This is a genomic window from Enterobacter chuandaensis (assembly GCF_003594915.1).
In the GTDB taxonomy this organism is placed as follows: Bacteria; Pseudomonadota; Gammaproteobacteria; order Enterobacterales; family Enterobacteriaceae; genus Enterobacter; species Enterobacter chuandaensis.
In genome coordinates, this window is sequence record NZ_QZCS01000006.1 from 278620 (window position 1) to 298306 (window position 19687).

Below are 19687 nucleotides of genomic sequence, written 5' to 3' on the forward strand. Positions count from 1 at the left end.
CCGGCAGGTTTTTTATGACCGCTTACTGACGCACCACCACCAGCTTCTGGTTCACAAACTCTTTGATCCCCAGATCCGACAGCTCGCGTCCGTAGCCGGAGCGCTTCACGCCGCCGAACGGCAGCTCTGCTGCGGTATCGGTGAGCCAGTTGATGTACACCATCCCGGTCTCGATCCGCGACGCCATTTTCTTCGCGCGCTCGATGTCCTGGCTGAACACCGCCCCGCCCAGGCCGTAGTGGGAGTCGTTCGCCAGCGCGACCGCCTCGTCGTCGTTTTTCACCACGTACATCTGCGCCACCGGGCCGAAGAACTCTTCGAAGTACGCCGGGTTGTCGCGGGAGATATTCGTCAGGATCGTCGGTTCGAAGAAGCTACCGTCGCGCTGCACCGGCTTGCCGCCATAGTGCAGCGTGGCACCGCTTTTCACCGCCTCGTTAACCTGTTTGGTCAGCGTTTCCAGCGCATCTTTGGAAGAGAGCGGCCCCAGCGTGGTGCTCTCGTCCAGCGGATCGCCAATCTTCACCTGCTTAAACGCCTCGGTAAATTTGCTGAGGAACGCGTCAGCAATTTTCTCGTGCAGGATAAAGCGCTTCGCCGCGGTACAAACCTGCCCGGCGTTGTTGAGTCGGGCATTCACGCCAATCTTAACGGCTTTATCCAGGTCCGCATCGTCCAGCACCACGAACACGTCGTTACCGCCCAGCTCGAGTGTGGATTTCTTGATATGCTTCGCCGCCTGCGCGGCCACCACGCTGCCTGCCTTTTCAGAACCGGTTAGCGCTGCGCCCTGCACGCGATCGTCTGCGATGATATTCGCCACCTGTTCAGACGAGATAAACAGGTTGGTCCACGCCCCTTCCGGCGCGCCCGCCTCGCGCACCAGATGTGCAAACGTTTCGGCGCAGTGCGGCACGATGCTGGCATGTTTGGCGATCACCGGGTTACCCGCCGCCAGGTTTGGCGCCAGAACGCGCATCAGCTGGTAGTACGGGAAGTTCCACGGCTCGACGGCCATCAGCACGCCAATGGGGTGATGCTCCACCCACGCTTCCCCGAGTTCAGAGTCGTACTTCACCGGGGCGAGGAACTGCTTCGCGTTGTCGGCGTAGTAGCGGGCGATCTGCGCGCACAGCTTCACCTCGCCGCGGCTTTGTTCGATGAGCTTACCCATCTCCTGGCTGGCAATCTTCGCCAGATCCTCCACGCGCTCGTCGATCAGGTCGGCGAGCTTATGCAGCACCGGCAGACGCTGGCTGATGTCGCCTTTCGCCCAGTCCGAATGGTAAAGCGCATCGGCCGCCTTGAGCGCCGCTTCGATATCCGCGTCGGTATGTGAGGGGTATTCTTTGATGAGCTGGTTAGTGGCAGGATTTACTGTCTGATAAGCCATATCGAATCTCCATGTTTTACCGCTTAGGGTATTAAGGGTAGTCAACATGACTGGCTGTGGACGTAAAGTTGGGTATATCCGGAAGGTTCTGAGTTAAGCAGTGCCGGGCGGTTCGCTGAAGTGGGAGCCGGGGCTAATCGAGGTTGGAAGGTAGGTGCAATGGCGGTTAGTGGAAAATATACGCTGAGATAGCGGGCAGCCTGATGCTGCCCGTTGCTTATTTTTTGTTTTGATCGCGCAGCATTGCTTCACGTAAAATGGCATTGAGCCGCGTCTGGTAACCTTTGCCAGGCCGTTTAAGCCACTCCATCACGTCAGCGTCAATGCGTACCGACGCCTGAGTTTTGAGGGGTCGATAGAACTTCCCTCGCACTGCCCCTGACCACTGTTCATCCCCCGTAGCAGGGATATCGCTGTAATCAATCTCTGCTTCCGATTTTGCGGCTAGTGCTTTGAGCTCAGCCTCACGACGAGCACTAACCTCAGGCGCACTCCCGCGTTTATGTTTAACAATGCTCATAACGGCTCCTCTCTTTACGGTCCGCCTTTCGCGCGCTAATGATTCGAATGACTTCGTCACCACTTTCAAAACGTACCGTGTGTGCGACCATAATGACAATTAGACCATGTACAAGGCCAATGGTCTGCCAACGGAACTCTCCATTTTCATGACGATCCTGCAAAGATAAATGGTAAGGATCGTCAAACACCAGAACAGCCTCTTCAAAGCGGATCCCATGCTTAATTAGATTGCTTTTCGCTTTGTTGGTATCCCATTCAAACTCCGTTGGCATAGTGTACCCTTACTTTATTGTATATACAAAAAAGCATATACAAAACGTTCGTAAAATGAACCAGCCGACATCATCAAATTTCAATTTCTGAAGGCGCATTCCAGATACTGAAGTGCGAAGATTTCTCTCCTGCTTTGCACTTTCCCCCCGCTTCCCTCTATCCTTACCCCATGGAAAAAATCGCTGAACTCAAACGCGCCAAGCTCCTTGCGCTTTCGCTGCTGCTGGTTGCCGCCGCGGCGTTTATCACCACCCTGTTCCTGCCGCAGACCTTCTGGGTGCGCGGCGTCAAAGCCATTGCCGAGGCGGCGATGGTCGGCGCGCTGGCGGACTGGTTTGCGGTCGTCGCGCTGTTCCGCCGGGTGCCCATTCCGTTTATCTCGCGCCATACGGCAATTATCCCGCGCAATAAGGACCGGATCGGCGACAATCTCGGCCAGTTCGTGCAGGAGAAGTTTCTTGATACTCAGTCGCTGGTCGCGTTGATCCGCCGCTATGAGCCAGCGCAGATGATTGGCGCCTGGTTCAGCAAGCCCGACAACGCCCAGCGCGTCGGGCTGCATCTGATGCAGGTGATGAGCGGTTTTCTCGAACTCACCGACGACGGACGCATACAGCGCCTGCTTAAACGCGCGGTGCATAAGGCCATCGACAAGGTGGATTTCACCGAAACCAGCGCCGTGATGCTGGAGAGCATGACCAAAAACAACCGCCACCAGGTGCTGCTGGATGCGATCATCAACCGCCTGATAACCCTGATTCAGCGGGAAAGCACGCGTGACTTTATTGCCGATCAGATTGTCCACTGGCTGAAGACCGAACACCCGCGCAAAGCGATGGTACTGCCCACCGAGTGGCTGGGCGATCAAAGCGCAGAGATGGTATCGAACGCGGTGAACACGCTGCTGGATGATATCAGCCACGATCGCACGCACCAGATCCGTCAGGCGTTCGACCGCGCCACGCTGAAGCTTATCGACAACCTGAAAAACGACCCGGAAATGGCGGCCAAAGCCGACAACATCAAGCACTACCTGAAAAACGACGAGGCATTTAACCGCTATCTGGGGGAGATGTGGGCCGACCTGCGCCAGTGGCTGAAGGCGGATATGCAGAGCGAGGACTCACGCGTGAAGCAGCGCATCGCCAACGCCGGGCTGTGGTTTGGCGAAACGCTGTCTAACGACGCCAGCCTGCGCGCGTCGCTGAACGAGCATCTGGAGCAGGCCGCGCACCGCGTCGCGCCGGATTTCGCCGCGTTCCTGACTCGCCATATCAGCGACACGGTCAAAAGCTGGGACGCCAGGGACATGTCCCGCCAGATAGAGCTTAACATCGGCAAAGACCTGCAGTTCATCCGCGTCAACGGCACGCTGGTGGGCGGGACGATTGGCCTGATCCTGTTTTTACTCTCGCAAGTCCCAACGCTTATCCACTGAGCGTCCTGAGGATCAACGCCTTCATGCTGGAAATAGCTGCATTGGCGGAGGCGCTCCCTTGATGCAGCGCGATCCCCAGTTCTCCTGCATCTGGCAGCAGGCGGTTGTCGACCTGTAACGTCTCTGGCAGACCAATACGCGTGCGGAGCGTCATACCCAGCCCCGCGCTGACGCCCGCCCACAGCCCGCTCAGGCTATGGCTGGTAAAAGCGATACGCCAGGGGATACCTGCGGCATCCAGCGCCGCGATGGCCCGGCTTCGCAGGAGGCAGGGCGCGTCAAACATCACCAGCGGCAGCGGCTCACCTCGTTGCAGAAGTAGCTCAATGTCCTCGCTGGACCGGCAAATCCATACCAGCGGTTCGCTTCGCACATAGTCACCTTCTCGACCTTCCTGCCAGACCAGCGCCAGATCGAGTTCGTTTGTTGCCACGCCACGCAGCAGCGGCGGGTTACGATCGACGCGTGCCGTCATGCGGAGCTCAGGGTGCTGTCTGTTAAAATCGCCGAGGACCTTCGGCATCACGGACTCGCCAAAGTCCTCCTGCATACCCAGCCGCACCTCGCCCTGAAGCAATTCACCTCTGATAGCCCGAAGCGCTTCATCATTTAATGCCAGCATGCGCCGGGCGTAGCTCAGCAGAATTTCACCCTCTCGGGTCAGTGCCAGCGTACGCCCCTGCTTAACGGTCAGAGCCACGCCACACTGCTGCTCCAGCTTTTTTAACTGGGCACTGACCGCAGAGGTGGACCGACACAGCCTGTCCGCCGCCTCGGCAAAACTGGCGGACTGAATCCCCTCCACAAAGCTGCGCAGCGCGTCCAGGTCTAATGCTGAAAAGCGTTTATCCATATCATCCTCATTTTCAGGATATTCAGTCCTGAACATTGCGATTTTATTTATGGTGGCAGCCTGCGAGAGTGATTTCCAGACGACAGGAGGAATAAAAATGAGCACAACACTGAATCGCGACACGCTTGCGCAGGTTTCCCCTAAGCTGGCGGAACTGAGCCAGCAAGTACTTTTTGGCGATATCTGGCAACGTCCGCAGCTGGCCCCGCGGGACCGCAGTCTGATCACGCTTGCCGCGCTGGCAGCCCTGGGGCGCACCGCGCAGCTTCCCTGGCATATCGACTTCGCCCGGCAAAACGGCGTGACGGACGACGAAATAGCCGAAGCGTTTACCCATCTGGCGTTTTATGCAGGCTGGCCGGCCGCCGTCAGCGCGCTGAGCAGCCTTGCAGAGGAGAAACAATAATGCCGTTTGTTCGTATCATGACGGGTGATCGCTACAGCGAGATGCAGCAAAAGCAGATCTCGGACATTCTGCACCAGGCGCTGACGGAAACCTTCGCCGTTCCCGCGCAGGACAGATTCCATTTTTTTGAATGCTTCGCGGCCGGGGATCGATACATTGATCGGCACTATCTCAGCACGGGCAGAACGGAGGGGGCGATACTGTTTAATATCGTTGCTGGTAAGCCGAGGAGCACTGAACAGAAATCTGCCCTCTACCGCCAGCTGGCTGCGCAACTGAATGAGAAGATGGGGATTGAAGGTGGAGACGTGATGGTCGTTATCCAGTTTACGGCCGCTGAGGACTGGAGCTTCAGCGGCGGCAAACGCTATCATCCCTGAATGACGTAGCGCGTGGCGGCGAAGCGGTTCAGGATCAAATGCACCAGAAAGACCATCGTCAGCGTCGCCACCAGCGAAAAGGTGACGGAGGTGATGCGATAGAGATCGCTGAACACCAGGTCGCTGTCCGGGTGCATGTTTTGCCCGAACATAATGCCGATGGTGGTGATGCTGGAAAACCCCACGCCCGCGCCCACTTTCTCCATCACGTGCAGCCGCGCGCCAAACGCCAGCCCGAGGCCAATCAGCGGCATCATCAGCAGCATATGGCTGCTGTGATCGTAGAGGATAAGCTGCACCACCAGAATGTAGAGGCAGCCCAGCACCACCCCGACCACGCGCCAGATGGAGCTCATTACCGCGCCGCGATAGTGCATCGGGAACAGGATCAGAATCCCCGCCATCAGCGCCGAGAGCGAATCGCTTAAGTCGCTAATCTGAAACACCACGAAAATCAGCGTCGCGACGCTGCCGGAGAGCAGCGACTCGTGGCGCACGCGGGCGTCGTCTTTCTCAATCAGCGGCGGCGGCTTGCGGGGCTCAACGTCCGGCAGCAGGTAGTTCATCAGCGCACTCAGGCACACCGCCATCACGCTCGCTTCGATATTGGAAAACAGCAACGTATGCCAGCTGGTGGTGGGGTAGCTCATAAAGTTGAGCATCACGCTCTGGCACACCACACCCATCGAGCCAAACAGGAACAGCGGCCCTTTGCTCATAAAGCGAAAACGCATCACGTACAGAGCAAACACCACCAGCGTCATGATGACCGGCCATTGCGACAGATAGCCGATGATAATCACCATTTCGACGCAGTTCAGCGATGCGCTGAAGATAAACTGCTTCGCCACGTGGCGGTTAAAGACCGGCACCAGCGACAGCAGCATGATCGGGTAGACCACGAAAAACACGCCGTAGCTGGTGTTGTAGAAGCTCGATATGCTCAGGGCTATCATCCCGGCGAAGACGATGCGCAGAGTCTGGCGAAAGTCGTTTGCCGTATAGACGATGTTGCCGTGCGGGGTAAAGACCCGCGCCAGCGTATTAATAGACATAGTGCAGCAGGCTCACCAGGTGGATCTGCATCCCTGAGAAGAAGCGCGCAAACGGCCCTTCGCTGTTATAGAGCTGCACGGTCGCCCGTGCGCCCGTTGGCAGCGGCTTCGGCAGCGCCTCATCCAGCGCGACGTGAATGCGCATGCGTTGGGCGTCTCGTACCCAGCGGTTAGAGGTCTCCGGCTGGGAGAGCTGGCCGTTAACCGCCTCCTGACCTGCGAGGATCCCCGCGTCGCTGCTGGTCACGTGGGCGCGAAACACCTGTCCCGGGAAGGCGTCGAACACCACGGCGGCGTCGGTGCCCTGACGGGTGTGGCGCAGGCTCTTCTCGCGGAAATCGGCCACGATATCGGTCTGGTTGTTAACCAGCGCCAGCGCGGCGGAGCCGGATGAGGCGTAAAAACCGGGGCTTAACTGCAGGTTACTGACCGTGCCGTCCGCCTGGGCGTAAACCTTCGTCCAGCCGAGGTTGAGTTCCGCTTCATCCAGCGCGTTACGGTATTTTTGCAGCGTCACGTTGCGGTGCTCGTCCCGCTCGCCGCGCTGAATGCGCAGGTTATGGATGTTGGCCTGAATGGAGCTGACGGACTGCTCGCTGCTCTGCCAGGCGGTGCGGACCTTATCCAGATCCGCCTGCGAGACGTTCTGTAACGTGCTCAGCTTCTGGTAGCGGTCGAAGGTCACTTTGTCGTTACGCGCGGTCAGCACCGCGGTTTTCAGGCTGGCCTGCGCGGCGGCGATCTGCGCGTCCAGCTGTTCGTTAGAGAGACGCGCCTGCTCCAGCGCGATTTGCGCCGCCTCCACTTTATTGCGAAACGGCGTGTCGTCGAGCGCAAACAGCAGATCGCCGCGCTTCACCAGGCTGTTGTTGTGGACATGTACCGCCGCCACGTAGCCGGAGACGCGTGGAGAAACCGGCGTCACCACGCGCATCACGGTGGAGTCCGGCGTCAGCGGGATCCAGATATCCGCGACGACAAAATAGATAAACATCAGCAGGAAAGAGGCAATACTTACCCTTACCCAGCGGGCAAACTTTTGTTCAGGGGTCATTATTTTTCGGTCTTGTTGTCTTCTTCGCGGATTGTCCGCAAATTGCAGGCGATTTGATTCAATGTGGCGCTGAAAATCTCGATATGCTCCGGCGCGATGTGTTGCGATACGCGCGCCTGATAGGTCTCAATCACCTGAGTGAGCCTTTTTAATAGGGCTTTTCCCTCAGGCGTCAGCGTCAGAAGCCGGATGCGCTTGTCATAAGGCGATGTGGTGCGCAGCAGGTAACCCTGTTTTTCCAGCTGTGTCAGGGTGCGCATCAGCGGCGGCAGTTCAATACCCTGCACCTCCGCCAGCTCACTCATTGAGACGTTATCCCCGAGCTGATGAAGCTGCATCATCACCGTCCAGCTCGACTGGGTTAACCCGGTATCGAGAATGGCGTCGTCGATCACCGCACGCCACTGGCGCACGATCATCGCCATCCGCATGCCCATCGGCCTGCGGCTAAACAGTTCTTCTTCGCTCATGGGGGAACCTCTCGTCACACGCGGCCAAGATAATAGTTATCAGGGTAAGTATCAAGAAACGTGAGACGAAAGAGCAGGAATTGTGAAAGGCGTTACGGGAGGCGATTTACACGTAGGCCCGGTAAGCGCAGCGCCACCGGGCGTTTTTTAGCTGCTAAAAAATCGCTGAATAGCACTTTTTCCCGATGTCGTCACCACCACCTCCCTGTACCCCGCCACCCGCTGGATCCACCCTTTGCTTTCCAGATGAATAAGCAGCGCCGCGCCCGCCTCACCGCCAAGATGAAACCGCCGCTCGCTCCAGTCCAGACAGGCGCAGCAGGCCTTGCGACGGGATTGAGAATTTATCGGAATCCCAAGTTTCAGAAACTGCTCCCGGCCATACAGCGTGAGCGCTGAACCATCTGCCTCCAGCCAGCCTTCCGCCTGCATAAAATCGTAGATCTTTACCGCCACCGTACCCGCCAGATGGTCGTAGCAGGTTCGGGCTTCCCGCATGGCCTTCGGCGCGGTGGTTTCCGGCGGCGCAATGCGGCCCCAGGAGAGCCCCATCATCTGTTCGACCAGCTCCGCCACGTCGTGCCCGGCCAGACGATAGTAGCGGTGTCGCCCCTGAGACAGGCAGGTGATCAACTTTCCCTCCACCAGCCGGGCGAGATGCCCGCTGGCGGTCGACGGCGCAACGTCTGCCGCGGTGCTCAGTTCGGTGGCGGTCCACGCCCGCCCATCCATCAGCGCACACAGCATCTTCACGCGCGACGGATCGGCCATTGCCGCCGCCACCGCCGCAATGGCCTGCTCCAGCGCCGCGCCGTTATCAGTCGGTAAGCTTGTCTTTAACATGTGCCGCCCAGGGTTCGGTGATCTCTGCGGCCAGCTTATCATCATCCGTCAGCAGAATAAGGTGATTCGCATGGTCGCTGTACTGGGTTAGAACAGACACGCCGCGTGCCGCCAGCGCCGCCGCAATTTCACCTAACTCGCCGGGCCGCTCCTGTTTGAGTTTTCTGATAACCGGCCTGCGCACCGCCTGCACGCTAAACCCGGCCTCCATCAGCACACGGCGGGCTTTTTCCCCGTCCTCCACCAGAAAATGGGCTTCCGTACCGAAAACACCGCCGCCCTCAAGCCCCACGCCGTTGCGCCCTAACAGCTCTCCAAAGCGCGCCAGCTCGCCGGGCCCGTTGCTGAAAATCACGTGAACGTCATACATTCGCGTGCCCTCCCGTTTCGGAACTGTACTCCCGTACCAGCTGCGCTACGCGAATACGGTAGAAAGAGAAAATCGTCTCCCGCCCTTCGGCCTGCGCCGCCTGATGGAAAACGTTCTGCTTCCAGCGGTGGACGGCCTCTTCGTCCCGCCACCAGGAAAGGGACAGGATTTTGCCGTCGGTCGTCAGGCTCTGGAACCGTTCGATATCAATAAATCCGTCGATGTCGGCCAGCAAAGGCTTAAGCTCTGCGGCAAGTTGAAGATAGCGCGCCTGATGGGCAGGCGCGACTTTGGCTTCGAAAAGGACTGCAATCATGGGTGTCTCTCCGTTGTGAAGGTGAGGAGAGAATGCAGGATGGAAAAGCACAATGCTTCGGTAAAGAGCGAAGCTTTAGCCCACAACCGACCTCGGCTCCATAAACGCCCGGATCCCCCACTCGCCCATCTCGCGCCCCACGCCGGAGTGCTTAAACCCGCCAAACGGCGCTTTCGGTTCATGAGCAAGGGTGTTCACCAGCACGCGACCGGAGACAATCTGCTGCGCCACGCGGCGCGCGCGGTCCAAATCGTCGCCCAGCACCATCGCACTCAGGCCGTAGTCCGTGTCGTTAGCAATGGCAATCGCCTCCGCCTCGTCACGGTAGGGGATTACGCACAGCACAGGGCCGAAAATCTCGTCACGGGCAATGGTCATCTGATTGTTCACGTCGGCAAACAGCGTCGGGCGCACAAACCAGCCGTCTCGCGTCCCGTCCGGTCGCCCTTCGCCGCCCGCCAGCAGGCGCGCCCCCTCTTCGACACCTTTGCGGATATAGCCCTGCACCCGCTGCCACTGTTTTTCGCTGACCATCGGGCCGACGTCCGTTGATTTATCGCGCGGGTCGCCGGATTGCACCGCCGCCACGGCATGCGCCAGCGCGGTTTCGATCTCCGCCTTGCGCGAGTAAGGCACCAGAATGCGCGTTCCGGCCACACACGCCTGCCCGCTGTTCATAAACCCGGCCTGAATGACAAGCGGGATCGCCTGCGCCAGATCCACGTCATCGAGCAGGATCGTCGGCGATTTGCCGCCTAACTCCAGCGTCACGCGCTTAAAGCTTTCCGCCGCGTTGCGCAGGATCGCCTTGCCGGTATTCGTGGAGCCGGTAAACGAGATTTTGACCACGTCCGGATGGCGGCTGATAGTGTCACCGACCGTTTCGCCGCGCCCGGTAACGATGTTAAACACGCCCGGCGGCAGGGCGGCATCGCGCAGCGCTTCGGTGACAATCTGCGTTTGCAGGGAGCTCATTTCGCTCGGCTTGATGACCGCCGTACAGCCCGCGGCCAGCGCGGCCGCCAGCTTGCCGCAGATAAATCCGGCGTCGCTGTTCCACGGCGTAATCAGCCCGGCTACGCCGAGCGGGGTCATCTGCACCGTGGCTGCACCCGCAGGGGTGACGAATTCAAACGCCTCCAGCGCCTCAATGGCCTGAGCAATCACCTCCGCCGGATAGCTGGCCATCCACGCCGAGCGCGAGGCGGGCGCGCCGTACTCTTCGATGACCGCTTCCAGCAGATCGTCGTGACGAGCGGCCACGGCAGCGTGCATACGCTTCAGCGCGGCGATGCGCTCCTGCTTTGTCGTCTGCGACCACGCGGGGAACGCTGCTTTCGCCGCCGCAATGGCGCGCGCTGCGTCAACCTCATCCGCCAGGCGTACCTGGCCGATGACCTGTGCCGTCGCCGGGTTGTACAAATCAAACCACTCGGTGCCGTGCGGGATAACAAATTCGCCGTTAATAAAGATCTGTTCGATGGTGTGCATATAAACCTCCTCAGGCTCTGTGAGCACAGTCTGGCACGGCTTCTCCGTTGCGATAATCCACGCTATGCTGCAAGGGTTGTTTCGATTTTCAGGATAATCTATGCATCGTTCAGGTCTGACAGAGCTGGAAGTGGTCATGGCGGTGGTGCGGCGCGGCAGCTTTCGCGCCGCGGCGCAGGAGCTGGGCATGTCCGCCACGGCGGTAAGCAACGCCATCGCCGGGCTGGAGAGCCGCCTTGATACCCGCCTCTTTAACCGCACCACCCGCAGCGTGGCCCTCACCGACGCCGGACAGCGCTACGTGGCGCGTATCGGCCCGGCCCTGCAGGCGATCCGTCTCGCCAGCGAGGAGATCCACAGCGACACCGGGGAACCCGCCGGTACGCTGCGTCTGAACGTGCCGAACCATATCGGCGCCCTGTTTCTGGACCAGCTGCTGATCGACTTTATGATCCGCTACCCGAAGATGCGCGTGGAGACCGTCAGCGAAGCGCGCATGATCGACATCGTCGCGGAAGGCTTTGACGCGGGGATCCGCCTTGAGGAGTCCGTGCCGCAGGACATGATCGCCGTGCCGCTGACCGGGGAGATCCGTCAGCTGGTGACCGCCACGCCGGACTATTTTGCCCGTCAAGGTACTCCGCAGACGCCGGACGATCTGCTTTCACATCAGGGGATCGGCATGCGCATGGCCCACGGCGGGATCTACCGCTGGGAGCTGGCGCGTCGGGGGGAAACGTACGCCCTTGCCGTACCGCCGCGCTTTGCGACGTCCGATCTGTTTGCCTCGATCCGCGCCGTGAAAGCGGGATTAGGAGTAGGATTTTTGCCGGAACTGTATATCCGGGAAGAGCTTGAGCGGGGAGAACTGGTGAGCGTCCTAAACGACTGGACGCAACCCTTTGCCGGGCTGCGCCTGTATTACCCCGGCCATCGCCACGTTCCGCCAGGGCTACGGGCGCTGGTGACGATGATCCGCGAGCGCGGAATTATTCCAGGTTAGCCTTATTCAGCCCGTAAGCCGCATCCAGCGAGCCGGGTTCCATGCGGGAGGTGATCCCCAGGCGGTTCCAGGCGTTGATCGCCACGATGGCGAAGTTCAGCTCTGAAATCTCCACGTCCGAGAAGTGCTCCGCCACGCTGCGGTACAGCGCGTCGCTCACCCCGTGCACGCCAATCTGGGTCAGCGCTTCGGTGAAGGCCAGCGCGGCTTTCTCCCGGGCGCTGAACAGCGGGGACTCGCGCCAGGCCGCCAGATGGTACAGGCGCAGCTCGCGCTCGCCGGCGATTTTGGCCTCTTTAGAATGCATATCCAGGCAGAAGGTGCAGCCGTTCAGCTGCGACACGCGAATGTCGATCAGGTGCTTCAGCGCCGGGTCGATGGAGGTTTTTGCCACCTCCATGCTCAGGGCAGACAGCGCGTTGGCAAGGGCAGGTGTGGCTTTATGGTGGTTAACGCGAGTGCTCATTGTCTTTCCTCTTTATGTGCGGCATGTGTCATGCGATGCGGCAAATCTACGCCGTTCATGACATAGTAAAAAGATACAAAAAGCGTGAAATGAGGTAGGACATGAAGCCGGGCTATCACGAAATTTATTCCCGCTATCGCGACAACATCATCCGCGGCGTGCTGAAGCCGGGCGATAAGGTGCCTGCCATCCGCGTGCTGGCGGAAGAGCTGAAGGTGGCGCGTAAAACCGTCGAAACGGCGTACGCCATTCTGACGGGGGAAGGATATCTGGTGAGCCAGGGCGCGCGCGGCACGCGGGTCAACCCGGATTTACTGCTGCCGGACAGGGCTGCCCCGGCGGAACAGCCCACCGGAGCGCTTCCGGCCTCGCTTATCAGCCAGCGCGAGCGGGCCGGTTTTCTGCGCCCCGGCATCCCTGCCCTCGACAGCTTTCCGTATAAAAAATGGCTGCTGCTGGCGGGCCAGGCGACGCGCGCCATGCGTCAGGAGGAGATGCTCAACCCGCCCGTCCTGGGCTGGTATCCGCTGCGTCAGGCCATCGCCAGCTATCTCAATATCTCGCGCGGCTTGTCCTGCAGCGCCGAACAGGTGCTGATCACCAGCGGCTACAGCGGCAGCCTGCGGCTGATCCTCGACACCCTCGCCAGCCGCAGCGACAAGGTGGTGTTTGAAGATCCGGGCTACTTTATGGGCCAGCAACTGCTGAAGCGGATCGTGCCGCGCCTGCACACGGTGCCGGTCGATCGTTCAGGTATCGACACGGAATACCTGCTCCGTCACCATCGCGACGCGCGTTTTGCCATCGTCACCCCGTCGCACCAGAGCCCGCTGGCGGTGACGCTCTCCCTGCCGCGCAAGCAGCAGTTGCTCGACTGGGCCAGCCAGAACGAGGCGTGGATCATCGAAGACGATTACGACGGGGAGTTTCACTACACCCGCAAGGTGCTGCCGTCACTGAAAAGCCTCGACCAGCACGACCGGGTGATTTTTATGGGCACCTTCAGTAAAACCATCATGCCGTCGCTGCGCATGGGCTACGTGGTGATGCCCGCCAGCACCGTCGGGGCGTTTACCGACTGCGCGGATATCACCACCAGCGGCCAGCCGGTGCTGACGCAGAAGATCCTCACCGCGTTTCTCAACGAAGGGCATTTTTTCCGTCATCTCAAGAAGATGCGCGCGCTCTATCAGACCCGCCGCGACTGGATGATTGCCGCCCTGCGCGAGGTGTATGGCGACCTGTTTTTCACCGAGCAAAACGACGGCGGAATGCATATCGTGGCGTTTCTGAGCAAAGGGAGCTGTGACCGGGAAGTGGCCCGCTGCTGGCAGGAACAGCAGCTGCAGGTGAATGCGCTTTCGGAGTGGTATCGCGGGTCCGGGAAGCGCTACGGGCTGGTGATGGGCTATAACAACGTGCGGTCGTATCAGGAGGCGCTGGATTTGCTGGAAAGGCCGAAGCGGCAGACGCTTGAACTGTTGAGCTGAACACCGCCGGGTGGCGGCTACGCCTTACCCGGCCTACGATCCACGGTTTATCTTCGCCTACACATCATTCCGCGACAACCCAACGTCCTTGAGCTGCTCGTCGCTCATCTGGCTCAGGATGCGGCGGGTACGGTTGATGCGATACCAGTTGCGGATCGTTTTGCCGATCCAGACAAACGCGACAAACGGACGTTTTGAACGGTTCTCATAGAATTCCATGATGCTCTCCTCACTGTACCAGTGGGGTTATCATCCTGGAAATCGGCCTTCACAATACAGACTCAAAAACAGCTTTTGTTTAACATACAGATCCGCTAAAACGATATCTGCATGCCGTTTTTTGCGGCAATCTGTACTGGTTTAACAATCTGTATGGTGAAAACAAAGGATACAGCATGACGCGCTATCAACATCTCGCCAATCTTCTGGCAGAACGCATTGAACAAGGGCTGTATCGCAGCGGCGAGCGGTTGCCGTCGGTGCGCGCGCTGAGCCAGGAGCACGGCGTGAGTATCAGCACCATACAGCAGGCCTATCAGATCCTCGAAAATCTCCAGCTGATCACCCCTCAGCCGCGCTCCGGTTATTTTGTCTCTAAACGCAAAGCCCAGCCGCCCGTCCCGGCGATGACGCGCCCGGTGCAGCGCCCGGTGGACGTCACCCAATGGGACGAGGTGATGATGCTGCTGGACGCCCGCGCCGACAAAGAGATGATTTCGTTTGGCGGCGGCTCGCCGGACATTAACCAGCCAAGCCTGAAGCCCCTGTGGCGCGAGATGAGCCGCCTTGCGCAGCATAACCCGAGCGAGATGCTGAGCTATGACGTGCTCGATGGCCGCCTTGAGCTACGCGAACAGATCGCCCGCCTGATGCTGGACGGCGGCTCTACCGTCGCGGCAAACGAGATTGTCATCACCAACGGCTGCCACGGCGCGCTGTCGATCGCCCTGCTCTCGGTGTGCAAGCCGAGGGATATCGTGGCGGTGGAGTCGCCGTCTTTTCACGGCACCATGCAGATGCTGCGCGGGTTTGACATCAAGGCGATTGAAATCCCTACCGATCCCGAGACCGGGATCAGCATTGAGGCGTTAGAGCTGGCGCTGGAGCAGTGGCCGATCAAGGCGGTGATTCTGGTGCCCAACTGCAATAACCCACTCGGGTTTATCATGCCCGAAGCGCGGAAAAAGCAGGTGTTAGCCCTCGCCCAGCGGCACGATATTGTGATTGTGGAGGATGACATTTACGGCGAGCTGGCGGCGGAGTACCCGCGCCCGCGCACCATTCACTCGATGGACATTGATGGCCGCGTGATCCTCTGCAGCTCGTTTACCAAAACCGTGGCGCCGGGCCTGCGCGTCGGCTGGATTGTGCCGGGGCGCTATTACGACCGGGTGATGCACATGAAATACGCCGCGGGCGGGTTTAACGTGCCGGGCACCCAGATGGCGGTAGCGGCGTTTATTCGCGACGGCCATTACCATCGCCACGTGCGCCGTATGCGCCAGATTTATCAGCAGAATATGGAAACCTATACCTGCTGGGTACGGCAGTATTTTCCGACAGAGATTTGCGTCACGCGCCCGCAGGGAAGCTTCCTGCTGTGGATTGAGCTGCCGGAGAAGGTGGATATGGTGTGCGTCAGCAAGCAGCTGTGTCGGCTGAAGATCCAGGCCGCGGCCGGGTCGCTGTTTTCCGCCTCCGGGAAGTACCGCAACTGTCTGCGGATCAATGTGGCGCTACCGCCGACGGACAAAAATCGCGAGGCGCTGAGGAAGATGGGCGAAGCGATTGTGATTGCGATGGAGGAGTAGTGTTTTGCCGGGTGGCGGCTTCGCCTTACCCAGCCTACGTTCTTGCCCTTGTAGGCCCGGTAAGCGCAGCGCCACCGGGCAACAGGCCGCACTACTCGTCGAAGTACCAGTACCCCTGGTTAATCAGCCCGGTGAGCTCTTCAACAAACGCCGGGTTTTTCAGCGCGTCGCCCAGCTCGGCCTGTCCGAGCTCGGTGTAGCGGCACAGCGCGTCCGCGCCCTTCGCGTCTACCGTCTCCAGCTGTTCGCTGTTGATGAAGAAGCTGCCGTTAACGTTCAGCACGCGCAGGCCGCTCAGGCGAGACAGCGTTTCGCCGCCCTGCAGCGCGTCCAGTACCTCTTCTGCTGAATACGGCGGCTCGGCGGCGGCGATATCCAGCTCGTGGCGCGGCGTCGAGACAAAGCTGCCGAACCATTTTGTGAAATCATCCGGCTTGCCGATCATGTCGATCATCATCTGACGAATGCGATCGAGCTCGTACTGCTCCACGCGGCCAGGGTGTTCGCGGCAGGTCAGATCCGGATCGCTGTAGTGCTCGCCGCCCAGATCGTTTTCCAGCGCATAATCGGCGAAGCTGCTGATCAGATCGCGACCGTTCGGCCCGCGGAAGCCGACGGAGTAGTTCAGCGCCGTCTCATGGGTAAAGCCGTCGTGCGGGAATCCAGGCGGGATGTAGAGGATATCGCCCGGGGCAAGATCTTCGTCGATGATCGGCTCGAACGGATCGACATGCAGCAGCGCCGGATGCGGGCAGAACTGACGCATCGGCAGCTTGTCGCCCACGCGCCAGCGGCGGCTCCCCATCCCCTGAATGATAAACACGTCGTACTGATCGATATGCGGACCCACGCCGCCGCCCGGCACGGAGAAGGAGATCATCAGGTCATCCAGACGCCAGTCCGGCAGGACGCGGAACGGACGCACCAGCTCCGCGGCGGGCATATGCCAGTGGTTCACCGCCTGCGCCAGCAGCGACCAGCCGGTTTCGCCCAGATCGTCAAAGTGCTCAAACGGACCATTGCTGGCCTGCCATTTACCGTTGGAATGGCTTACCAGACGACTATCGACTTCCGGCTCCATCGCCAGACCTGCCAGCTCGTCCGGGGTAATCGGGTCGACAAAATTCGGGAAGGCATTTTTCAGCACAACGGGTTGTTTTTGCCAGTATTTTTCAAGAAATTCCGGCCAGTTCAGGTTCAGTTGATACGCCATGGGTAGCACCAGTGAGAGGGGAAACAGGCGCGATTATAGGCAAGAAGGCAGAGGGGGAACTTGTCATGGGTCAAACGAGCACGCGTAGGTCGGGTAAGGCGAAGCCGCCACCCGACGCGTACACGGCGTTAAATCTTAATCCAGGTTCAGCTCGTCGTAGTGGGTAATCAGCTTGCCCACGATGCCGTAGTCCAGCGCTTCTGCCGGAGACATCCAGTAGTTGCGGTCGGTGTCTTTTTTCACTTTTTCCAGCGGCTGGCCGGTGGCGTCGGCGATCAGCTTGTTCACGCGATCCAGCATGCGGATGATCTCGCGCGCTTCGATCTCAATATCCGTTGCCTGACCGCGCACGCCGCCCAGCGGCTGGTGGATCATAAAGCGGGTATTCGGCAGCGAGTAGCGATGCTCTTTCTTCGCCGCCAGGAAGATGGTGATCCCGGCGCTCGCCACCCAGCCGGTGCCGATGACGTGCACTTCCGGACGAATGAACTTGATGAAGTCGTGGATGGTATCGCCCGCTTCCACGTGGCCGCCCTGGCTGTTGATGTACAGCTTGATCGGATCGTTGCTGACGCTTTGCAGCAGGATCATCTGGGTGATCACCTTCTGCGCCAGCTCCTGGTTGATCTCACCGGAGATGACAATCGAACGGGACTCCAGCAGTTTTTGCTGCAGAACGCCCGCGCCGCTTGACCCTTCCGCTTTGTCCTTGTCGCTTTCTTTCAGTGTGTAGTGCATTGTTACGTCCTCAGCAATTAGCGCTCAAAACCAGAGTGTAGCCTGTTTTACCCGTGAAAGTCCTCAGGCGCACACAATGCGAACATCCTGCGCCGCCAGCGCGTCAAAAATGCCCTGTTCCATCCCCTCTTCCACCACCAGCACATCAATGTCGCGGCTCTTCGCGACCACAAAGCGCGCGACGCCGGGAAGCTTGTCTGCGGTCAGGGCCACGATGGTCTGGGTACTCTGGGCAATCACGGCTTTTTTAAACTCGCAGTCGGCAAAATCAAACCCCGTAAGCCCCGTCTCAGGATCCATCGCACAGCCGCCGATAAAGGCCTGATCGAAGATAATGCCCTGGATCTGGCTCGCCGCCGTGGCGCCAACCGTTCCGCCGGACGCTCGCTGGATCTGCCCGCCGGTGATGATTACCTCGCACAGAGGATGATGCAGCAGCTCCGCGGCAATCGCCGGGGAGTTGGTCACCACCGTAACGCGAAGATCCGCCGGAAGGGCCTTCGCCAGCGCCAGGTTGGTCGTGCCCGCGTCGATAAAAATACAGCCGCCAGGCTTCACCAGCGTTGCTGCTTTCTGCGCGATTGTGTGCTTTTCTGCACTTATTTTCTGTTCCCGGCTGAAAAAATTTCCCGCATCCGGCAACTGAAGCACCGCGCCGCCGTAGACCTTTTTGCAATAGCCCTCTTTGCTAAGTTCATGTAAATCACGGCGAATGGTGTGCTCGGATACATTCATCTGGCTCGCCAGCTCGGTACAGACCACCCTTCCGCTCTCCTGAAGGATCTGGCGGATCCGCTCTTGTCGTTGCTCCGGGAAAGCTGCATAATCGAGCATTGAAAGTCCTTTGAAAATTCTAATCGAGTATTAATGCGCATAATGTTGCATAACCGCGCAACACAAACAACGAGGGTAACAATGAATATTGCACATGTCGCACTCTGGACCCGCTGCCTTGAGGCCCAGGTTCAGTTCTGGGAAACGGTGTTTAATGGCCGCAGTAACGAACGCTACGTCAGCAAAAACCGTCCGGGGTTTGAATCCCACTTTATTACCCTGGATGACGGGCCGACCCTTGAGCTGATGACGCTGCCGGACCTGCCCGACGCCCCGTCGCACCCGGAGTTTGTCGGCTGGGCGCATATCGCCATCAATGTCGGCAGCAAGGCAAAAGTGGACAGCATGGCCGAGCGGGCGCAGATAAACGGCTCCCTGCTCAGCGCCCCGCGCATGACCGGGGACGGCTTCTATGAAGCGGTGCTCGCGGACCCGGACGGCAACCGCATTGAGCTTGTCGGTGCATAAAAACAGCGTTTCGTTCCTTCACCGCCCCCGCCCCGGCTCGCTATACTTCATATGGTTATCATATTGTTAAATGATAATGATATTTAATGTGTTAAGATGAAAGTCAGCATAAACAGTCTCTTACGTAGCCGTAGTGACTGTTTGTATCCTCGACATTTAAATCAGCACCGGGGCGGTGAATGGAACACATTGTGTATGTGGTTTATGACGATGACGCCGTCAGGCAGTCCGTAATCGGGCTGCTTGAATCGGCAGACTTAAACGCCATCGGCTTTTCATCAGCAGAAACGTTTCTTCAACACCGGTTTGAGGATCTGCCGTCGTGCGTGATCCTCGATATGCAGATGCCCGCCATCTCAGGATTTGAGGTGGCTGACGCGCTCAAGGACAGCGGGCGCGAGATCCCGATTATTTTTCTCACCGGTCACGGCACCATCCCGATGTCGGTGCGCGCCATCAAAGGCGGCGCGTACGAATTTCTCACCAAGCCCGTTGAATCCGCCGCGCTTATCGACGCCATTGAATCCGCGCTGCAGCTGGCGGAAAACAACGCCGAGCGCAATAAAGAGCACTACGCCCTGAAGCAGCGCCATCTGTCCCTTACGCCGCGCGAGCACGAGGTGCTTGAACTTGCCATCAGCGGCAAGCTCAACAAGCAGATTGCCGCCGAGCTGGGCGTCAGCGAGATCACGGTGAAGGTGCACCGTCGCCGCGTGATGGAGAAAATGCAGGTGCGCTCCGTGGCGGAGCTGGTCAGGGCCGTCGAGCGCCTGACCAAAAGCCAGCCTGCGGAGTAACGT

General features: G+C 59.2%; 24 protein-coding genes. 8 read left to right on the forward strand and 16 right to left on the reverse strand.

Annotated elements, in window-relative coordinates; genetic code table 11:
* Window positions 1–22: 22 nt before the first annotated feature.
* The 3 genes from D5066_RS12495 to D5066_RS12505 form a co-directional block, all read right to left on the reverse strand.
* Window positions 23–1393, reverse strand: coding sequence for an NAD-dependent succinate-semialdehyde dehydrogenase (locus D5066_RS12495; protein WP_119916113.1), 1371 nt, complete (start codon window positions 1391–1393; stop codon window positions 23–25).
* A gap of 217 nt (window positions 1394–1610) precedes the next feature.
* Complete coding sequence (locus D5066_RS12500) at window positions 1611–1913, reverse strand: BrnA antitoxin family protein (protein WP_119916114.1); 303 nt, start codon at window positions 1911–1913, stop codon at window positions 1611–1613.
* Window positions 1900–2187: a BrnT family toxin gene (locus D5066_RS12505; RefSeq protein WP_119916115.1), complete on the reverse strand. Its 288-nt coding sequence runs from the start codon at window positions 2185–2187 to the stop codon at window positions 1900–1902. The genes D5066_RS12500 and D5066_RS12505 overlap by 14 nt, the downstream gene beginning before the upstream one ends.
* Window positions 2188–2357: 170 nt before the next feature.
* Between D5066_RS12505 and D5066_RS12510 the strand changes: the two genes are divergently transcribed.
* The gene (locus tag D5066_RS12510; protein ID WP_119916116.1) at window positions 2358–3626 is read left to right on the forward strand and encodes a DUF445 domain-containing protein; all 1269 of its coding nucleotides are present in this window, start codon (window positions 2358–2360) and stop codon (window positions 3624–3626) included.
* Here D5066_RS12510 and D5066_RS12515 read toward each other — a convergent pair.
* Window positions 3616–4479 carry a LysR substrate-binding domain-containing protein gene (locus D5066_RS12515; RefSeq protein WP_119916117.1) on the reverse strand — a complete coding sequence of 288 codons (864 nt, stop codon included), beginning with the start codon at window positions 4477–4479 and terminating at the stop codon, window positions 3616–3618. The genes D5066_RS12510 and D5066_RS12515 overlap by 11 nt on opposite strands.
* 97 nt (window positions 4480–4576) lie before the next feature.
* Here D5066_RS12515 and D5066_RS12520 point away from each other — a divergent pair, with 97 nt between their 5' ends.
* A complete protein-coding gene (locus tag D5066_RS12520; RefSeq protein ID WP_119916118.1) occupies window positions 4577–4885 on the forward strand; it encodes a carboxymuconolactone decarboxylase family protein in 309 nt (102 codons plus the stop codon).
* Window positions 4885–5265 carry a tautomerase family protein gene (locus tag D5066_RS12525; protein ID WP_119916119.1) on the forward strand — a complete coding sequence of 127 codons (381 nt, stop codon included), beginning with the start codon at window positions 4885–4887 and terminating at the stop codon, window positions 5263–5265. The genes D5066_RS12520 and D5066_RS12525 overlap by 1 nt, the downstream gene beginning before the upstream one ends.
* Here D5066_RS12525 and D5066_RS12530 read toward each other — a convergent pair.
* The 7 genes from D5066_RS12530 to D5066_RS12560 all read right to left on the reverse strand — a co-directional run bounded on the left by D5066_RS12530 (window position 5256) and on the right by D5066_RS12560 (window position 10864).
* Window positions 5256–6320, reverse strand: coding sequence for a DUF2955 domain-containing protein (locus D5066_RS12530; RefSeq protein WP_080328919.1), 1065 nt, complete (start codon window positions 6318–6320; stop codon window positions 5256–5258). The two genes, D5066_RS12525 and D5066_RS12530, sit on opposite strands and share 10 nt — an antisense overlap.
* Complete coding sequence (locus D5066_RS12535) at window positions 6310–7377, reverse strand: HlyD family secretion protein (protein WP_119916120.1); 1068 nt, start codon at window positions 7375–7377, stop codon at window positions 6310–6312. Before D5066_RS12535 ends, D5066_RS12530 begins: the two co-directional genes overlap by 11 nt.
* Window positions 7374–7844 (reverse strand): MarR family winged helix-turn-helix transcriptional regulator, encoded by a 471-nt coding sequence (locus tag D5066_RS12540; protein WP_080328917.1) that lies wholly within the window; start codon window positions 7842–7844, stop codon window positions 7374–7376. Before D5066_RS12540 ends, D5066_RS12535 begins: the two co-directional genes overlap by 4 nt.
* Window positions 7845–7991: 147 nt before the next feature.
* Window positions 7992–8687: an ArsR/SmtB family transcription factor gene (locus D5066_RS12545; RefSeq protein ID WP_119916121.1), complete on the reverse strand. Its 696-nt coding sequence runs from the start codon at window positions 8685–8687 to the stop codon at window positions 7992–7994.
* A complete protein-coding gene (locus D5066_RS12550; protein WP_119916122.1) occupies window positions 8662–9057 on the reverse strand; it encodes an amino acid-binding protein in 396 nt (131 codons plus the stop codon). The genes D5066_RS12545 and D5066_RS12550 overlap by 26 nt, the downstream gene beginning before the upstream one ends.
* Window positions 9050–9373 (reverse strand): antibiotic biosynthesis monooxygenase family protein, encoded by a 324-nt coding sequence (locus D5066_RS12555; RefSeq protein WP_119916123.1) that lies wholly within the window; start codon window positions 9371–9373, stop codon window positions 9050–9052. Before D5066_RS12555 ends, D5066_RS12550 begins: the two co-directional genes overlap by 8 nt.
* A gap of 75 nt (window positions 9374–9448) precedes the next feature.
* The gene (locus D5066_RS12560; protein ID WP_119916124.1) at window positions 9449–10864 is read right to left on the reverse strand and encodes an aldehyde dehydrogenase family protein; all 1416 of its coding nucleotides are present in this window, start codon (window positions 10862–10864) and stop codon (window positions 9449–9451) included.
* Between the two features lie 100 nt (window positions 10865–10964).
* On the opposite strand from D5066_RS12560, the gene D5066_RS12565 reads away from it, so the two are divergent.
* Window positions 10965–11867: a LysR family transcriptional regulator gene (locus D5066_RS12565; protein WP_119916125.1), complete on the forward strand. Its 903-nt coding sequence runs from the start codon at window positions 10965–10967 to the stop codon at window positions 11865–11867.
* Here the strand turns inward: D5066_RS12565 and D5066_RS12570 are convergent.
* Window positions 11854–12333: a carboxymuconolactone decarboxylase family protein gene (locus D5066_RS12570; RefSeq protein ID WP_010427243.1), complete on the reverse strand. Its 480-nt coding sequence runs from the start codon at window positions 12331–12333 to the stop codon at window positions 11854–11856. The two genes, D5066_RS12565 and D5066_RS12570, sit on opposite strands and share 14 nt — an antisense overlap.
* Window positions 12334–12434: 101 nt before the next feature.
* Between D5066_RS12570 and pdxR the strand changes: the two genes are divergently transcribed.
* Entirely contained in the window at window positions 12435–13823 is a 1389-nt protein-coding gene (pdxR, locus tag D5066_RS12575) for a MocR-like pyridoxine biosynthesis transcription factor PdxR (protein ID WP_119916126.1), read from the forward strand.
* A 57-nt stretch (window positions 13824–13880) separates the two neighbouring features.
* Here the strand turns inward: pdxR and D5066_RS12580 are convergent, their stop codons facing one another.
* A complete protein-coding gene (locus D5066_RS12580) occupies window positions 13881–14042 on the reverse strand; it encodes a DUF1127 domain-containing protein (RefSeq protein ID WP_080328909.1) in 162 nt (53 codons plus the stop codon).
* Between the two features lie 176 nt (window positions 14043–14218).
* Here D5066_RS12580 and D5066_RS12585 point away from each other — a divergent pair, with 176 nt between their 5' ends.
* Window positions 14219–15634, forward strand: coding sequence for an aminotransferase-like domain-containing protein (locus D5066_RS12585; RefSeq protein ID WP_119916127.1), 1416 nt, complete (start codon window positions 14219–14221; stop codon window positions 15632–15634).
* 91 nt (window positions 15635–15725) lie between these two features.
* Here D5066_RS12585 and D5066_RS12590 read toward each other — a convergent pair whose 3' ends face one another.
* The 3 genes from D5066_RS12590 to D5066_RS12600 all read right to left on the reverse strand — a co-directional run bounded on the left by D5066_RS12590 (window position 15726) and on the right by D5066_RS12600 (window position 18419).
* Entirely contained in the window at window positions 15726–16847 is a 1122-nt protein-coding gene (locus tag D5066_RS12590) for a ribosomal protein uL16 3-hydroxylase (RefSeq protein WP_119916128.1), read from the reverse strand.
* A 135-nt stretch (window positions 16848–16982) separates the two neighbouring features.
* Window positions 16983–17585 (reverse strand): ATP-dependent Clp protease proteolytic subunit, encoded by a 603-nt coding sequence (locus D5066_RS12595; protein ID WP_119916129.1) that lies wholly within the window; start codon window positions 17583–17585, stop codon window positions 16983–16985.
* 63 nt (window positions 17586–17648) lie between these two features.
* Window positions 17649–18419 carry a DeoR/GlpR family DNA-binding transcription regulator gene (locus D5066_RS12600; protein ID WP_119916130.1) on the reverse strand — a complete coding sequence of 257 codons (771 nt, stop codon included), beginning with the start codon at window positions 18417–18419 and terminating at the stop codon, window positions 17649–17651.
* 81 nt (window positions 18420–18500) lie between these two features.
* Between D5066_RS12600 and D5066_RS12605 the strand changes: the two genes are divergently transcribed.
* Together D5066_RS12605 and D5066_RS12610 are read left to right on the forward strand one after the other, a co-directional pair.
* Window positions 18501–18887 (forward strand): VOC family protein, encoded by a 387-nt coding sequence (locus D5066_RS12605; RefSeq protein ID WP_119916131.1) that lies wholly within the window; start codon window positions 18501–18503, stop codon window positions 18885–18887.
* A 179-nt stretch (window positions 18888–19066) separates the two neighbouring features.
* Entirely contained in the window at window positions 19067–19684 is a 618-nt protein-coding gene (locus D5066_RS12610; RefSeq protein WP_119916132.1) for a response regulator transcription factor, read from the forward strand.
* The last annotated feature ends 3 nt before the right edge of the window (window positions 19685–19687 follow it).

Bases quoted from the DNA above. Each gene is read 5' to 3' on its own strand.
- D5066_RS12565 (WP_119916125.1), top strand. From the start codon at position 10,965: ATGCATCGTTCAGGTCTGACAGAGCTGGAAGTGGTCATGGCGGTGGTG.
- D5066_RS12605 (WP_119916131.1), top strand. From the start codon at position 18,501: ATGAATATTGCACATGTCGCACTCTGGACCCGCTGCCTTGAGGCCCAG.
- D5066_RS12600 (WP_119916130.1), bottom strand. From the start codon at position 18,419: ATGCTCGATTATGCAGCTTTCCCGGAGCAACGACAAGAGCGGATCCGC.
- D5066_RS12520 (WP_119916118.1), top strand. From the start codon at position 4,577: ATGAGCACAACACTGAATCGCGACACGCTTGCGCAGGTTTCCCCTAAG.
- D5066_RS12505 (WP_119916115.1), bottom strand. From the start codon at position 2,187: ATGCCAACGGAGTTTGAATGGGATACCAACAAAGCGAAAAGCAATCTA.
- D5066_RS12540 (WP_080328917.1), bottom strand. From the start codon at position 7,844: ATGAGCGAAGAAGAACTGTTTAGCCGCAGGCCGATGGGCATGCGGATG.
- D5066_RS12495 (WP_119916113.1), bottom strand. From the start codon at position 1,393: ATGGCTTATCAGACAGTAAATCCTGCCACTAACCAGCTCATCAAAGAA.
- D5066_RS12580 (WP_080328909.1), bottom strand. From the start codon at position 14,042: ATGGAATTCTATGAGAACCGTTCAAAACGTCCGTTTGTCGCGTTTGTC.
- D5066_RS12610 (WP_119916132.1), top strand. From the start codon at position 19,067: ATGGAACACATTGTGTATGTGGTTTATGACGATGACGCCGTCAGGCAG.
- D5066_RS12525 (WP_119916119.1), top strand. From the start codon at position 4,885: ATGCCGTTTGTTCGTATCATGACGGGTGATCGCTACAGCGAGATGCAG.
- D5066_RS12550 (WP_119916122.1), bottom strand. From the start codon at position 9,057: ATGTATGACGTTCACGTGATTTTCAGCAACGGGCCCGGCGAGCTGGCG.
- D5066_RS12595 (WP_119916129.1), bottom strand. From the start codon at position 17,585: ATGCACTACACACTGAAAGAAAGCGACAAGGACAAAGCGGAAGGGTCA.
- D5066_RS12510 (WP_119916116.1), top strand. From the start codon at position 2,358: ATGGAAAAAATCGCTGAACTCAAACGCGCCAAGCTCCTTGCGCTTTCG.
- D5066_RS12555 (WP_119916123.1), bottom strand. From the start codon at position 9,373: ATGATTGCAGTCCTTTTCGAAGCCAAAGTCGCGCCTGCCCATCAGGCG.
- D5066_RS12585 (WP_119916127.1), top strand. From the start codon at position 14,219: ATGACGCGCTATCAACATCTCGCCAATCTTCTGGCAGAACGCATTGAA.
- D5066_RS12500 (WP_119916114.1), bottom strand. From the start codon at position 1,913: ATGAGCATTGTTAAACATAAACGCGGGAGTGCGCCTGAGGTTAGTGCT.
- D5066_RS12530 (WP_080328919.1), bottom strand. From the start codon at position 6,320: ATGTCTATTAATACGCTGGCGCGGGTCTTTACCCCGCACGGCAACATC.
- D5066_RS12570 (WP_010427243.1), bottom strand. From the start codon at position 12,333: ATGAGCACTCGCGTTAACCACCATAAAGCCACACCTGCCCTTGCCAAC.
- D5066_RS12545 (WP_119916121.1), bottom strand. From the start codon at position 8,687: ATGTTAAAGACAAGCTTACCGACTGATAACGGCGCGGCGCTGGAGCAG.
- D5066_RS12515 (WP_119916117.1), bottom strand. From the start codon at position 4,479: ATGGATAAACGCTTTTCAGCATTAGACCTGGACGCGCTGCGCAGCTTT.
- D5066_RS12590 (WP_119916128.1), bottom strand. From the start codon at position 16,847: ATGGCGTATCAACTGAACCTGAACTGGCCGGAATTTCTTGAAAAATAC.
- D5066_RS12560 (WP_119916124.1), bottom strand. From the start codon at position 10,864: ATGCACACCATCGAACAGATCTTTATTAACGGCGAATTTGTTATCCCG.
- pdxR (WP_119916126.1), top strand. From the start codon at position 12,435: ATGAAGCCGGGCTATCACGAAATTTATTCCCGCTATCGCGACAACATC.